This window comes from Pseudomonas sp. LFS044 (assembly GCF_047978245.1).
In the GTDB taxonomy this organism is placed as follows: domain Bacteria; phylum Pseudomonadota; class Gammaproteobacteria; order Pseudomonadales; family Pseudomonadaceae; genus Aquipseudomonas.
The window spans coordinates 1-14,171 of record NZ_JBFPFX010000039.1 but is presented as its reverse complement, the minus strand read 5'-3'; the positions used below and the strand labels follow the sequence as shown (position 1 = coordinate 14,171).

Genomic DNA, 14,171 nt, shown 5'->3' with positions numbered 1-14,171 from the left:
CAAGCAATGCCGCAACTGATTCATTTCCTGCTGCTGCCGGGGTTCTCGGCCATGGGCTTCATCAGCGCCCTGGAGCCGTTGCGCGTGGCCAACCGGTTCAAGGGGCCTTCGTACCGTTGGCGGGTGCTGAGCCTGGATGGCGGTGCGGTGGAGGCCAGCAATGGCATGTCGGTGAATGCCGATGGCGCGCTGGGGGAGGGTGAGCCGGGAGGGATACTGTTGATCGTCGCCGGCTTCGAGCCGCTGGCGTGTTACGGCCCGGCGCTGCAGCAGGCGCTGCGCCGCCTCGATCACCAAGGGGTGATCCTTGGCGGCATCGACACGGGCCCTGTGGTGCTCGCCGAGGCGGGCCTGCTCGACGGCCATCGCGCGACTTTGCACTGGGAAGCGCTGGACGCATTCAAGGAGCGCTATCCGCGCCTGCAGGCGACCCAGGAGCTGTTCGAGATCGACCGACGGCGCATCACCTGCGCCGGTGGCACGGCGTCGATCGACCTGATGCTCGACCTGATTGCGCAAGCGCATGGCAGTGAGCTGGCGGTGCAGGTGTCGGAGCAGTTCGTGCTCGGGCGTATCCGCCCGCGACAGGACCACCAGCGCATGCAGATCGCCAGCCGTTACGGCATCAGCAACAAGAAGCTGGTGAAGGTGATTGGGGAGATGGAGCGCAATACCGAGCAGCCGCTCAATACTCAGGTGCTGGCCGATGCGGTGCAGGTGACGCGTAGGCAGCTGGAGCGGTTGTTCCGGTTGCATCTGGACGATACGCCCAGTGGGTTCTATTTGCGGCTGCGGCTGGACAAGGCACGGCAGTTGCTGCGCCAGACCGATATGAGCGTGCTGGAAGTGGCGGTCGCGTGTGGGTTCGAGTCCGCTTCGTATTTCACCCGGTGTTATCGGGCGCGGTACCAGTGTTGCCCGCGGGAGGACAGGTTGGCCAGGGCAGTTTGATTTCCTCCTGCACTGGCCCTATCGCCGGCAAGCCAGCTCCCACAGGTATTGCACAGGCGTTGAATGCCGTGGGGTACCTGTAGGAGCTGGCTTGCCGGCGATAGGGCCTGCGCAGGAAACAGGGATTTCACTGCTGGCCGATGGACTGCAAATACTCCGACCGGTCATCACTGCGCTGGGCCACGCAGGTATCCCAGGCCGCCTGGAATGCCTTGCTCCCCTGCTTCTCGGCATAGGTCTCGACCTTGCAATCAGCATCGCGCAGTTGCATCCACAGCTTCTCTGCCGCGTCCATGCGCCCGATCAGCGCAGTGGCCTGGTCGCCTTCGTCGGCATATTGATCGCGAATGCGCTGGATCAAGTCATCGTAAGCCGACTTCAGCTCCCGCTCGGCCGTCTGCTTGCTGAACGCCGCGCAGGCGTAGGTCTGCTGGTCGGTCTCGACGTTGTCGCACGGGGTGCTTTCTTCCTCGCCGGCCTGGGCGCCCGATACGACGGCCAGCAGCGCCAGCCATGCCAATGATTTCATCCCTTTTCTCCTCAACAGGCTGACGAATCGCAGGGATTCTCGCTCAGACGAAGGCGCCTGGGTAGCCACCTGTCCAAATGTTCATAAAGCATCCAGAAAGGTCGTTATCGAGACTGTCTCTCATCGCCAGACGGCGTGCCAGAGGGCGTGTTGTCGCGCGTTGACGCTTTCGGCAAACCCCCTGTCGTTTTTGCATCGGGGCGCCTCGGGGCACAGGCATATGCTGGCCCCAAAGCGCCGGCACAACGTTCGGTGCGACCCAACTCAATAAAAGGGGACAGCCTGATGAGCCCAGCCGAATTACACGCCGACAGCATCGTCATCGACGGTTTGATCATTGCCAAGTGGAACCGCGAGCTGTTCGAAGACATGCGCAAAGGCGGGCTCACGGCGGCCAACTGCACGGTGTCGGTCTGGGAAGGGTTCAAGGCTACCGTCGACAACATCGCCTCCAGCCAGAAGCTTATTCGCGACAACAGCGACCTGGTCATGCCGGTGCGTACCACCGCCGACATCCGCAAGGCCAAGGAGCTGGGCAAGACCGGCATCCTCTTCGGCTTCCAGAATGCCCATGCGTTCGAAGACCAGATTGCCTACGTCGATGTATTCAAGCAGCTGGGCGTGGGCATCGTGCAGATGTGCTACAACACCCAGAACCTGGTCGGCACCGGCTGCTACGAGCGTGACGGCGGGCTGTCCGGCTTCGGCCGCGAGATCGTCGCCGAAATGAACCGCGTGGGCATCATGTGCGACCTGTCCCACGTCGGCTCCAAGACGTCCGAAGAAGTCATCCTCGAATCGAAAAAGCCGGTGTGCTACTCGCACTGCCTGCCATCGGGCCTGAAAGAGCACCCACGCAACAAGTCGGACGCAGAACTGAAGTTCATCGCCGACCACGGCGGCTTTGTCGGCGTGACCATGTTCGCGCCGTTCCTGGCCAAGGGCATCGACTCGACCATCGACGACTACGCCGAAGCCATCGAGTACACCATGAACATCGTGGGTGAAGACGCCATCGGCATCGGCACCGACTTCACCCAGGGCCACGGCCAGGACTTCTTCGAGTACCTGACCCACGACAAGGGCTACGCCCGTCGCCTGACCAACTTCGGCAAGATCATCAACCCGCTGGGCATCCGCACCGTCGGCGAATTCCCCAACCTCACCGAGACCCTGCTCAAGCGCGGCCATTCCGAGCGCGTGGTACGCAAGATCATGGGCGAGAACTGGGTAAACGTCCTCAAGGACGTCTGGGGCGAGTAAGCCGCTCTCCAAGCCTGATAGCCCCTGCCAGCAACGCCGGGGCACCCACATGAAAATTTTTATGGAGTTGAGTTTCCATGGCCAAGATCGCCCCGCAATTGCCAATCGAAGTCGACAGCGAGACCGGTGTCTGGACCAGCGACGCCCTGCCGATGCTGTATGTACCCCGCCATTTCTTCGTCAACAACCACATCGGCATCGAGGAAGTGCTGGGCGCCGACGCCTACGCCGAGATCCTCTACAAGGCTGGCTACAAGTCCGCCTGGCACTGGTGTGAAAAAGAAGCCGAATGCCATGGCCTGGAAGGCGTGGCGGTGTTCGAACACTACATGAAGCGCCTGAGCCAGCGTGGCTGGGGCCTGTTCGAGATCCAGGACATCGACCTGGACAAGGGCACCTGCAGCGTCAAGCTCAAGCATTCTGCGTTCGTGTACGTGTACGGCAAGGTTGGCCGCAAGGTCGACTACATGTTCACCGGCTGGTTCGCCGGCGCAATGGACCAGATTCTCGCTGCCCGCGGCAGCAAGATTCGCACTGTGGCCGAACAGGTCTATGGCGGGTCGGAAGAAGGCCACGAAGATGGCCTGTTCGTTACAAAGCCGTTGTAAGCCGGAGATAGCGTCATGGCATTCGAAGCAATGTTCCAGCCGATTCAGATCGGCAAACTGACCATCCGCAACCGCGTGCTCAGCACTGCGCACGCCGAGGTCTACGCCACTGACGGCGGCATGACTACCGACCGCTATGTGAAGTATTACGAAGAGAAGGCCAAGGGCGGCATCGGCCTGGCGATCTGCGGCGGCTCGTCCGTGGTCGCCATCGACAGCCCGCAGGAGTGGTGGGCGTCGGTCAACCTCTCGACCGACCGCATCATCCCGCACTTCCAGAACCTGGCCGACGCCATGCACAAGCATGGCGCCAAGATCATGATCCAGATTACCCACATGGGCCGTCGCTCGCGTTGGGACGGCTTCAACTGGCCGACCCTGATGTCGCCGTCGGGCATCCGTGAGCCGGTGCACCGCGCCACCTGCAAGACTATCGAAGTGGAAGAGATCTGGCGGGTTATCGGCAACTACGCGCAGGCTGCGCGTCGGGCCAAGGAAGGCGGCCTGGACGGCGTCGAACTGTCGGCAGTGCACCAGCACATGATCGACCAGTTCTGGAGCCCGCGGGTCAACAAACGTACCGACGAATGGGGCGGCACCTTCGAAGGCCGGATGAAGTTCGGCCTGGAGGTGCTCAAGGCCGTGCGCGCCGAGGTGGGCGACGATTTCTGCGTGGGCATGCGTATCTGTGGTGACGAGTTCCACCCCGATGGCCTGAGCCACGAGGACATGAAGCAGATCGCCGCGTATTACGATGCGACCGGCATGCTCGACTTCATTGGCGTAGTCGGCTCGGGGTGCGACACCCACAACACCCTGGCCAACGTCATCCCCAACATGAGCTACCCGCCGGAGCCGTTCCTGCACCTGGCGGCCGGCATCAAGGAAGTGGTCAAGGTTCCGGTGCTGCACGCGCAGAACATCAAGGACCCGAACCAGGCCACGCGCATCCTCGAAGGCGGCTACGTGGACATGGTCGGCATGACCCGCGCGCACATGGCTGACCCGCACCTGATCGCCAAGATCAAGATGGGCCAGATCGACCAGATCAAACAGTGCGTGGGTGCCAACTACTGCATCGACCGCCAGTACCAGGGCCTGGATGTGCTGTGCATCCAGAACGCCGCGACCTCCCGTGAATACATGGGCGTGCCGCACATCATCGAGAAAACCACCGGCGTCAAACGCAAGGTGGTGGTGGTCGGTGCCGGCCCTGCCGGCATGGAAGCCGCCCGCGTGGCGGCCGAACGCGGCCACGACGTGACCCTGTTCGAGAAGAAAGACCAGATCGGCGGGCAGATCACTATCGCCGCCAAGGCCCCGCAGCGTGATCAGATCGCCGGCATCACCCGCTGGTACCAGCTGGAACTCGCGCGCCTGAAAGTCGACCTGCGCCTGGGCACCGCTGCCAGCGTGGACGCCATCCAGGACCTGCGCCCGGACGTCATCGTGCTGGCGGTGGGCGGCCATCCGTTCGTCGAGCAGAACGAACACTGGGGCGCCGCCGAAGGGTTGGTGGTCAGCAGCTGGGACGTGCTCGACGGCAAGGTTGCGCCGGGCAAGAACGTGCTGGTGTACGACACCATCTGCGAATTCACCGGCATGTCGACGGCAGACTTCATTGCCGACAAGGGCAGCCAGGTCGAGATCGTCACCGACGACATCAAGCCGGGCGTAGCGATGGGTGGCACCACGTTCCCGACTTACTACCGCAGCATGTACCCGAAAGAAGTGATCATGACCGGCGACATGATGCTGGAAAAGGTCTACCGCGAGGGCGACAAGCTGGTGGCGGTGCTCGAGAACGAGTACACCGGCGCCAAGGAAGAACGCGTGGTCGACCAGGTGGTGGTCGAGAACGGTGTGCGGCCTGATGAAGAACTGTACTACGCGCTGAAGGAAGGCTCGCGCAACAAGGGCCAGATCGATGTGGAGGCGCTGTTCGCCATCAAGCCGCAGCCGATCCTCAGCCAGCCGGGCGAAGGCTACCTGCTGTATCGCATCGGCGACTGCGTGGCCCAGCGCAACGTGCATGCGGCGATCTACGACGCCTTGCGGCTGTGCAAGGATTTCTGATCCAGCGCGCCTAAACGCCGTAGACCCCTGTGGGAGCGGGCTTGCCCCGCGAATGCGTCAGCACCAACAACGATGTTGTCAGGCCGGACGTCTTCGCGGGACAAGCCCGCTCCCACAAGGGGCATAGCGGCGCAAGAATTCAGCTGTTGTTGTGGGAGCCTCCCATGTTGAACACCCTTCTACCTATTCTGCTGTTCGCTGCCCTTGGCCTGGCGGTGCTCGGCGCCCTGCGCCGGGTGCGCATGTGGCGGCGTGGCCGGCCGTCCAAGGTCAACCTGATCGGCGGCCTGCTGGCCATGCCGCGCCGCTACCTGGTGGATCTGCACCACGTGGTCGAGCGCGACAAATACATGTCCAAGACCCACGTGGCCACCGCAGGCGGCTTCGTACTGTCGGCCGCGCTGGCCATTCTGGTGCACGGTTTCGGCCTGCAGAGCAAGATCCTCGGCTACGCGCTGCTGGTCGCCACGGTGATCATGTTCAGCGGTGCCATCTTCGTCTTCAAACGGCGGCTCAACCCGCCTTCGCGCCTGTCCAAAGGCCCGTGGATGCGCCTGCCGAAAAGCCTGCTGGTGTTTGCGGCAAGCTTCTTCATTGCCACCTTGCCGGTTGCCGGCATCCTGCCTGCCAACAGCGGTGGCTGGGTGATGGTCGCGGTACTTGGCCTGGGCGTGCTGTGGGGCGTGTCGGAGCTGTTCTTCGGCATGACCTGGGGCGGCCCAATAAAACACGCCTTCGCCGGTGCCCTGCACCTGGCCTGGCACCGCCGTGCCGAACGCTTCGGCGGCGGCCGCTCCACCGGCCTCAAGCCGCTGGACCTGGAAGACCGCAACGCGCCGCTTGGCGTGGAAAAACCGGTGGACTTCACCTGGAACCAGCTGCTGGGCTTCGATGCCTGCGTGCAGTGCGGCAAATGTGAAGCCATGTGCCCGGCGTTCGCCGCAGGCCAGCCGCTGAACCCGAAAAAACTCATCCAGGACATGGTCATCGGCCTGGCCGGTGGCACCGACGCACAATTCGCTGGCAGCCCCTACCCGGGCAAACCCATTGGCGAGCACGGCGGCAACCCGCACCAGCCGATCGTCAACGGCCTGGTCGATGCCGAAACGCTGTGGTCGTGCACCACCTGCCGCGCCTGCGTCGAAGAGTGCCCGATGATGATCGAGCACGTCGATGCCATCGTCGACATGCGCCGCCACCTCACGCTGGAGAAGGGCGCGACCCCGAACAAAGGCGCCGAAGTACTGGAAAACCTGATCGCCACCGACAACCCGGGTGGTTTCGCACCCGGTGGCCGCATGAACTGGGCAGCCGACCTCAGCCTGAAACTGCTGCCGGAAGTGAAAACCACCGACGTACTGTTCTGGGTAGGTGATGGCGCGTTCGACATGCGCAATCAGCGCACCCTGCGTGCGTTCGTCAAAGTGCTCAAGGCCTCCAGTGTGGACTTCGCCGTACTCGGCCTGGAAGAGCGCGACAGTGGCGACGTGGCGCGCCGCCTGGGCGATGAAGCCACCTTCCAGCAGTTGGCCAAGCGCAATATCCAGACCCTGGCCAAGTACAAGTTCCAGCGCATCGTCACCTGCGACCCGCACAGTTTCCATGTGTTGAAGAATGAATACGGCGCACTGGGTGGGGATTACCAGGTGCAGCACCACAGCACCTATATCGCCGAACTGATCGCAGCCAAAAAGCTCAACCTCGGCCAGCACAAGGGCGGCAGTGTCACCTACCACGACCCGTGCTACCTGGGCCGTTACAACGGTGAATACGAAGCGCCCCGCGAAGTGCTCAAGGCACTGGGTATCGAAGTGCGCGAGATGGAGCGTTCGGGCTTCCGTTCCCGTTGCTGCGGCGGTGGCGGCGGCGCGCCGATCACCGATATCCCGGGCAAGCAACGTATCCCCGACATGCGCATGGACGACATCCGCGAGACCAAGGCCGAGCTGGTTGCAGTGGGTTGCCCACAGTGCACCGCGATGCTCGAAGGCGTGGTCGAACCGCGCCCACAGATCAAGGACCTCGCCGAGTTGGTAGCCGATGTGCTGATCGAAGAGGAAACCCCGGCGGCCGCAAAGTCGCCAACGGTCAAACGTGAACCTGCGGAGGTGCACTGATGAGCGACATCATCCGCCGCGACCCACGCGCCGAGTGGATCGCCCGTAACCGTCTGCACCCGCTGCATGCGGCCCTGCAGACGCAACAAACCCGTTGGATGGGGCCGAACGGCCTCATCCGCAAGAACCCGCATGCCATCGCCGCCGGGTTCATCGGCCCCAGTGGCATCAAGCGTATCGACCGCAGCGGTGCCCAGCAGGGCACCGGTGTCGGCGGGCGGCGCGCAGCGGCAGCGGTGGTGCAGTTGCCGCTGCACCAGGTGCCGGCGCCGGCGTTCTACATTGCCGTAGTGCCCGACATGGTCGGTGGCCGCCTGAGCAGCCACGACCGCGACCTGCTGGGCCTGGCGCACAGCCTGGCCGGCAAGGACGGCGCAGTGTTGGCGGTGGTGTTTGGCGAACACAAGGAAAACAACTTTTCCACAGCCGGGGTCGATCGCCTGCTGGTTATCGAAGGCGAGGCGTTCGAAGGCTATGCACCTGAGCAACGGGTGCAGGGGCTGCGGGCTGTGGATAACCAGTTCACGCCGCGCCACTGGCTGCTGCCCGATAGCCGCACCGGTGGTGGCGAACTGGGCCGGCGCTTCGCTGCCGCCTTGGGCGAGCGGCCGGCGACGCGGGTCTGGCAGGTCAAGGACGGCCAGTGCATCGGCCGTGCCGGCGCGGGTCAGCAAGACCTGCAACGCGCCCTGCCACGGTTGATCCTGGCTGCGGCGGAATGTGCCGAACCTGTCAGCGAGACCCGCCACGAAGCGCTGCCGGTGGAGTTGTCCACAGGCTTCGCACGCAGCCTGTCGCATATCGAGGACCTCGGCTCGGTGGCCGTAGACCCGGCCACCATTGCCATGGCCGAGTCCGAGTTCATCGTTTCGGGCGGTAACGGCGTCAAGGACTGGGACCTGTACCACAAGGCTACCGCAGCCCTCGGCGCCACTGAAGGCGCCTCGCGGGTGGCAGTGGACGACGGCTTCATGCCGCGCAACCGCCAGGTGGGTGCAACCGGTACCTGGGTTACTGCGCGGGTTTACGTGGCTGTGGGTATCTCTGGCGCGATCCAGCACCTGCAGGGCATCGGCGCCTGCGACAAGGTGGTGGCGATCAACATGGACCCAGGCTGCGACATGATCAAACGTGCCGACCTGTCGGTGATTGGCGACAGTTCGGCAATTCTCCAGGCACTGATCGAGGCTGTGGACAACTTCCGCAGCGGCGGCCAGCGCGACGCGGCATAAGGGCACGAGCATGAGTACGAAAGTCATCAGCCTGGTTTCCATCGGTGCCCACCCCAGCTCCGGCCGCGCACGCCGCGCCGAGCAGGATGCCCGCGCTGTGGAGCTGGGTTTGCAGCTGGCTGGGGATAACTTGCAGGTGGTGCATGCCGGCGACCCGCAAGAAGAAGCATTGCGCGCCTACCTGGGCATGGGCCTGGACCACCTGGATGTGCTGGAGCAGCCCGCCGGGGCCGATGTGCTGGGCGTGCTGGGGGATTACCTGCGCGACGCCGGGGCGCAGTTGGTGCTGACCGGCAGCCAGGCCGAGACGGGTGAAGGGTCGGGCATGTTGCCGTTCCTGCTGGCCGAAAAACTTGGCTGGCCGTTGATCGTGGGGTTGGCCGAGGTGGAGTCGATCGAGAACGGCACCGCCCAGGTATTGCAGGCCTTGCCGCGTGGTCAGCGGCGCCGGCTGAAAGTGCGCCTGCCGTTGCTGGCGACTGTGGATAACGCTGCGCCTAAACCGCGCCAGAGCGCATTCGGGCCGGCGCGCCGGGGTGTGCTGGCGGCGCGTCATGTGGCGATAGTCGAGGATGATCTGCTGGCCGAAGCCGAGTTGCAGCCTGCACGGCCACGGCCCAAGCGGCTCAAGGTGATCAAGGCCAAGAGCGGCGCCGACCGGATGAAGGCTGCGACCGCCAAGGCCAGTGGCGGTGGCGGCAAGGTGCTGAAGGATGTTTCGCCACAGGAGGGCGCCGAGGCCATCCTCAAGCTGCTGGTGGAAGAGGGCGTGCTGCGCTAAAGCCCTCCGCGCTCGCCGGCAAGGCCGCCCTCACTTTGTGGGAGCGGGCTTGCCCCGCGAACACCGGCCCAGCCGGTGCCATACACCGCGGGGCAAGCCCGCCCCCACAATGATCCCCTGATCTGCTGCATGCACATTCTGCCTGTGCATAAGTCCATCCTGTTGCCCACCACACCGCTGGATTTGGCGAAAATGGCTCAACCATCAGGTGCAACTCTGTTTTGCCCACGGAATCTGTTCGTCAAGGTGTGGATAAAGTGTTGGTGCATGGCTGGGGGCCATATATAACGGGGCTTACAGAGCTTTGATCATAAATTGATCAGGTCTGAGCCGGCTCTTCAGGCACAGATATGCGAGTCTCTGGGTGGTTTTGCCCACAATCGCTGTTAGCTGGTCTGTGGATAATCTGTTCGGCACTAGCTGTAAGCCGTGCAACACAAGGCTTTTGAAGAACTGATCAGAAAACGATCAAATTGAGTCTGAATCCTATGTCCCAGGCATATTAAGGCCTTGAATCCTTTATCCACAACCTGATTGCAGCGGTTGTCCTGATTGCCCACAATCTCTGTTGGTGTCTCTGTGGACAACGTGTACGGAGTAGCCTGTAGCCCCCGAGATCCAAGGGCTTCAGTGCTTTGATCAAATATTGACCAATTCCTTCGGGACACTCCTCACAGAAGTGCAAGTGCACTCCGCACTGAGTTCCTTACAAGTTGTGGGTAAGTCTTGCAGACCTGTCATTTTTGTCAGTTAGCAGCATTGCTTCCAGCTGTTAGGGTGAGCTATCACAAACAGTGGGGCTCTTACATGCACCATGCGCTGCGACCATCCACGCGAACCCGCGCAGGCGGGGTTTCAAGGGCCTATCTACCCTACGGTGCCCGCATACTGGACGATGTCGCGTTGCTCGCCTTTACCGGGCAGCCTGTCGACCCTCTGACGGGCTGCTACCACTTGGGTAATGGCCGGCGGGTATATAACCCGGTGTTGATGCGCTTTCAATCCCCTGATCCTTTCAGCCCATTTTCAATCGGCGGGCTGAATACTTACGCCTATTGTGGTGGCGACCCTGTCAACCGGGTAGATCCCAGTGGAGCGAGTTGGCTGAGCAAGTTGATAAGTGGCTTCAGCCTATTGTCTAGCTCGGTCACTTCAATCGGGGCTACCGCGCGGACGGCCCGGAATGTGGTCATTCGCCTGGAAGCCCAACATTCCGGCTCCCTTATCAACGAGCCGAGCCTGAGATCAAGGGTAGGTAACACCGTCTTCTTGTACACAGGATTGGCGGGGGGTGCAGGGACGGCGTTGAGCGGTGTAGAGCAAGGGTGGATAGGTAATGTGCTGACCAGCCACGGCCGTCGGCTGGGGGTGGGTAGCGCGGTCGGAAACATAACAGGTGGTCTTTTCTCCAACGTCGAGGCGGCGCAGGCCGTATGGCGCGGAGTGGGACAGCCAGGTGTGTCAGCGGGCAGGGTGGCGTGGGAAACGTTCTATGAAGTCACTGGCGCGAGGATGATGGTTGAAGGGGCTTCATACTTATGGGGAGGCGCAAGGGCATTGGGGGCGCGGATAAACTCGGCTTATAGTGCGGCTGCAGAGGCTTGGCGGAGCTGGGGTGCCAATCAAACTCCGAGTGCACCCCCTTCGACACCTGTGGGGAATATCAGACGCTGACACGGCGATGCGCCGTGCCAGCGGGGTGGGGCGGGTTACTGCGCTTTCACCTCTTTCAGGTAAGCAGCAGGCTCTGCGCCCAAATTGGCCAGCACACGGTCGCTGTACCAGTCAATGAAGTTCACCACACCAAACTCGTAAGTCTTCGAGTAAGGCCCAGGCTGGTACGCCGTGGAGTTGATGCCACGCTGGTTTTCCTCCGCCAGGCGGCGGTCCTGGTCGTTGGTGGCGTCCCACACCTTGCGCATGCGCTCAGGGTCGTAGTCCACGCCTTCCACGGCATCCTTGTGCACCAGCCACTTGGTGGTGACCATGGTTTCCTGGGCGCTGATCGGCCACACCGTGAACACGATCATGTGGTCGCCCATGCAGTGGTTCCAGGAGTGTGGCAGGTGCAAGATGCGCATCGAGCCGAGGTCCGGGTTCTTGATGCGGCCCATCAGCTTCTGGCAGGCCTGCTTGCCGTCCATGGTCATCGATACCGTGCCTTTGAGCAGCGGCATGCGCACGATACGGTTACGCAGGCCGTGGCTCTTGTGCAGGTACGGGATTTTTTCGGCTTCCCAGGCGGCGGCCGAGGCGGCTACGTGGTCCTTGAATTCCTGGCTGGCGCGCGGGTCGTTGGTGTCGTCCCACTCCAGCAGGGTTTGCAGCAGCTCCGGGTGCGAACCGCTGCAGTGGTAGCACTCGCGGTTGTTTTCCAGCACCAGCTTCCAGTTGGCCTTTTCCATCAAGGTGGTATGGACCGCCACCTTGGTGTTCTCCATGTCGTAAGGTTCCATGTAGTGTTCCAGCGTGGCCAGGAACTCGTCGATGGCAGGTGGGTTTTCCGACAGGCTGATAAAGATGTAGCCACCGGCAACCTTCACGTTCACAGGCTTCAGGCCGTACTCCTTCATGTCGAAGTCGGCGCCCATTTCGGTGCCTGCAAACAGCAGGCGGCCGTCCAGTTCATAGGTCCACTGGTGGTAGTGGCAGACCAGCTTGGCCACTTTGCCTTTGTCGCTGACGCACAGGCGCGAACCGCGGTGGCGGCAGACGTTATGGAAGGCGTGCACCTTGCCCTCGGCGCCACGCACCACCAGGATCGGGTTCTTGCCGATCTGCAGGGTGATGTAGTTGCCCTTTGCCGGGATCTCGCAGGTCATGCCGGCGATCAGCCATTCTTTCTGGAAGATCTCCTGCATGTCGATCTGGAACAGACGCTCGTCGGTGTAGAACGGCTGGGGCAGCGAGTAGGTGCGCTCGCGGGTCTGCAGCATCTCGGCGGTCGCCTTGCGTGCAGGTTCAAGTGGATCGCCCAGGCTCAGGGTTGCGGTGACGTCCATCGTGTAATCCTCGGGGCCGTGTGCGGCCGGCAAAAGGTGGCTAATCGTTGTTGTGGTGCCGCAAGACTGGCTGCCAGAAAAAGGCAGTTTCTTTTGCCGTGGAGTGTGCGTCCGAAGGCGGCGCGAACCGTATCCATGGGCGACATGGCCGATTTGAATTACGACGCGCCAGCCCTTGTATCACGGGGCTGGTCGCGATAAGCACGCCGATGTCGCAGGCAGGAATGTACGTCGCGTTCAGCTTGCGCATTATCGCAGCCATGAAAAGGGCCAGAGTCGGCCGCTGGAGATGAACATGTCCGATACCTTCCTCAATCCGGTCACCACCCAGACCTGGGCCAACGGCCGCCACATCGTGCGCTGCGTCAAGGTCATCCAGGAGACCTGGGACGTGCGCACCTTCTGCTTCATGGCCGACCAGCCGATCATGTTCTTCTTCAAGCCTGGGCAGTTCGTCACCCTGGAGCTGGAGATCGAAGGCAAGCCGGTGATGCGCTCCTACACCATCTCCAGTTCGCCATCGGTGCCCTACAGCTTCTCGATCACCGTCAAGCGCGTGCCGGGCGGGTTGGTATCCAACCACCTGCACGACACCATGCACGAAGGCGCCGAGCTGCCGGTGCACGGCCCGGTGGGGCTGTTCAACGCCATCGATTTCCCGGCGGGCAAGACCTTGTACTTGTCGGGTGGTGTCGGCATTACCCCGGTGATGTCGATGGCGCGCTGGTTCTACGACACCAACGCCAACGTCGATATGGTCTTCGTGCACAGCGCCCGTTCGCCGAAAGACATCATCTACCACCGCGAGCTGGAGCAGATGGCTTCGCGTATCCCCAACTTTAGCCTGCACATCATTTGCGAGAAGCACGGCTTGGGCGAGCCCTGGGCGGGCTACCGCGGCTACCTGAACCAGCGGCTGATGGAGCTGATCGCGCCCGACTACATGGAGCGCACGGTGTTCTGCTGCGGCCCGACGCCGTACATGACCGCCGTCAAGCGCATGCTCGAAGCGGTTGGCTTCGACATGAAGAACTACCACGAGGAGTCGTTTGGGGCGACGCCTGCGGAGGCCAAGGCCGATGCCGTGGAGCACGCCGAGCAGGCCGCCGACGCGCCGGAGGTGGACGTCTCGGATCTCAACCTGGTGGAGTTCATCGGCAGCGAGAAGAGCATCCGCATCGCCCCGGGCGAGACCGTGCATGCGGCGGCGGCCAAGGTTGGCCTGATGATTCCGAAAGCCTGCGGCATGGGCATCTGCGGCACTTGCAAGGTGCTCAAGCTGGGTGGCGAGGTGGAGATGGAACACAACGGCGGGATTACCGAGGAAGACGAGGCTGAGGGTTACATTCTGTCGTGCTGCAGTGTGCCTAAAGGGGATGTGCGGATCGATTACTGATCCGAGGGCCCAGGGGGCTGCTTTGCAGCCCATTCGCGGGGCAAGCCCGCTCCCACAGGTATTGCACTGAACCTGAGGGCAGTGGAGTACCTGTGGGAGCGGGCTTGTTCTGGTCAAGTTTTTCCGGACACCGATTACGGTGATCACGCCGCCTGCTGCTCCATAGCTATCGGCGACAGATAGTTGTTATGGCTGTGGAGCCTGATTCGGTTGTAT

At 62.4% G+C, this 14,171-nt stretch carries 11 protein-coding genes; 9 read left to right on the top strand and 2 right to left on the bottom strand.

Annotated elements, in window-relative coordinates:
* The first annotated feature begins 6 nt into the window (after positions 1 to 6).
* Positions 7 to 951: a GlxA family transcriptional regulator gene (locus ACNQPL_RS24595; protein ID WP_416468140.1), complete on the top strand. Its 945-nt coding sequence runs from the start codon at positions 7 to 9 to the stop codon at positions 949 to 951.
* 127 nt (positions 952 to 1,078) lie between these two features.
* On the opposite strand, the gene ACNQPL_RS24590 is transcribed toward ACNQPL_RS24595, so the two are convergent.
* Positions 1,079 to 1,480, bottom strand: a complete 402-nt coding sequence (locus ACNQPL_RS24590; protein WP_416468139.1) for a lysozyme inhibitor LprI family protein — start codon at positions 1,478 to 1,480, stop codon at positions 1,079 to 1,081.
* A gap of 285 nt (positions 1,481 to 1,765) precedes the next feature.
* Between ACNQPL_RS24590 and ACNQPL_RS24585 the strand changes: the two genes are divergently transcribed.
* The 7 genes from ACNQPL_RS24585 (at position 1,766) to ACNQPL_RS24555 (ending at position 11,231) form a co-directional block, all read left to right on the top strand.
* On the top strand, positions 1,766 to 2,743 hold the full coding sequence (locus ACNQPL_RS24585) for a dipeptidase (RefSeq protein WP_139667934.1): 978 nt from the start codon (positions 1,766 to 1,768) through the stop codon (positions 2,741 to 2,743).
* Positions 2,744 to 2,820: 77 nt separating this feature from the next.
* Entirely contained in the window at positions 2,821 to 3,351 is a 531-nt protein-coding gene (locus tag ACNQPL_RS24580) for a DUF5943 domain-containing protein (RefSeq protein WP_027594293.1), read from the top strand.
* 15 nt (positions 3,352 to 3,366) lie between these two features.
* On the top strand, positions 3,367 to 5,427 hold the full coding sequence (gene dgcA, locus ACNQPL_RS24575; protein ID WP_416468138.1) for a dimethylglycine demethylation protein DgcA: 2,061 nt from the start codon (positions 3,367 to 3,369) through the stop codon (positions 5,425 to 5,427).
* 164 nt (positions 5,428 to 5,591) lie between these two features.
* Entirely contained in the window at positions 5,592 to 7,544 is a 1,953-nt protein-coding gene (dgcB, locus tag ACNQPL_RS24570; RefSeq protein ID WP_416468137.1) for a dimethylglycine demethylation protein DgcB, read from the top strand.
* Positions 7,544 to 8,776: an electron transfer flavoprotein subunit alpha/FixB family protein gene (locus ACNQPL_RS24565; protein ID WP_416468136.1), complete on the top strand. Its 1,233-nt coding sequence runs from the start codon at positions 7,544 to 7,546 to the stop codon at positions 8,774 to 8,776. The genes dgcB and ACNQPL_RS24565 overlap by 1 nt, the downstream gene beginning before the upstream one ends.
* 10 nt (positions 8,777 to 8,786) lie before the next feature.
* Positions 8,787 to 9,557, top strand: a complete 771-nt coding sequence (locus tag ACNQPL_RS24560; RefSeq protein ID WP_416468135.1) for an electron transfer flavoprotein subunit beta — start codon at positions 8,787 to 8,789, stop codon at positions 9,555 to 9,557.
* Between the two features lie 807 nt (positions 9,558 to 10,364).
* The gene (locus ACNQPL_RS24555; RefSeq protein WP_416468156.1) at positions 10,365 to 11,231 is read left to right on the top strand and encodes an RHS repeat-associated core domain-containing protein; all 867 of its coding nucleotides are present in this window, start codon (positions 10,365 to 10,367) and stop codon (positions 11,229 to 11,231) included.
* Positions 11,232 to 11,266: 35 nt separating this feature from the next.
* Here ACNQPL_RS24555 and gbcA read toward each other — a convergent pair whose 3' ends face one another.
* Entirely contained in the window at positions 11,267 to 12,559 is a 1,293-nt protein-coding gene (gbcA, locus tag ACNQPL_RS24550; protein WP_416468134.1) for a glycine-betaine demethylase subunit GbcA, read from the bottom strand.
* 295 nt (positions 12,560 to 12,854) lie between these two features.
* On the opposite strand from gbcA, the gene gbcB reads away from it, so the two are divergent.
* A complete protein-coding gene (gbcB, locus tag ACNQPL_RS24545) occupies positions 12,855 to 13,955 on the top strand; it encodes a glycine-betaine demethylase subunit GbcB (RefSeq protein ID WP_346613572.1) in 1,101 nt (366 codons plus the stop codon).
* Positions 13,956 to 14,171: the final 216 nt, after the last annotated feature.

Coding starts and splice junctions, on each gene's coding strand:
- gbcA (WP_416468134.1), bottom strand. CDS start 12,559: ATGGACGTCACCGCAACCCTGAGCCTGGGCGATCCACTTGAACCTGCA.
- ACNQPL_RS24585 (WP_139667934.1), top strand. CDS start 1,766: ATGAGCCCAGCCGAATTACACGCCGACAGCATCGTCATCGACGGTTTG.
- dgcA (WP_416468138.1), top strand. CDS start 3,367: ATGGCATTCGAAGCAATGTTCCAGCCGATTCAGATCGGCAAACTGACC.
- ACNQPL_RS24560 (WP_416468135.1), top strand. CDS start 8,787: ATGAGTACGAAAGTCATCAGCCTGGTTTCCATCGGTGCCCACCCCAGC.
- dgcB (WP_416468137.1), top strand. CDS start 5,592: ATGTTGAACACCCTTCTACCTATTCTGCTGTTCGCTGCCCTTGGCCTG.
- ACNQPL_RS24565 (WP_416468136.1), top strand. CDS start 7,544: ATGAGCGACATCATCCGCCGCGACCCACGCGCCGAGTGGATCGCCCGT.
- ACNQPL_RS24580 (WP_027594293.1), top strand. CDS start 2,821: ATGGCCAAGATCGCCCCGCAATTGCCAATCGAAGTCGACAGCGAGACC.
- ACNQPL_RS24590 (WP_416468139.1), bottom strand. CDS start 1,480: ATGAAATCATTGGCATGGCTGGCGCTGCTGGCCGTCGTATCGGGCGCC.
- gbcB (WP_346613572.1), top strand. CDS start 12,855: ATGTCCGATACCTTCCTCAATCCGGTCACCACCCAGACCTGGGCCAAC.
- ACNQPL_RS24595 (WP_416468140.1), top strand. CDS start 7: ATGCCGCAACTGATTCATTTCCTGCTGCTGCCGGGGTTCTCGGCCATG.
- ACNQPL_RS24555 (WP_416468156.1), top strand. CDS start 10,365: ATGCACCATGCGCTGCGACCATCCACGCGAACCCGCGCAGGCGGGGTT.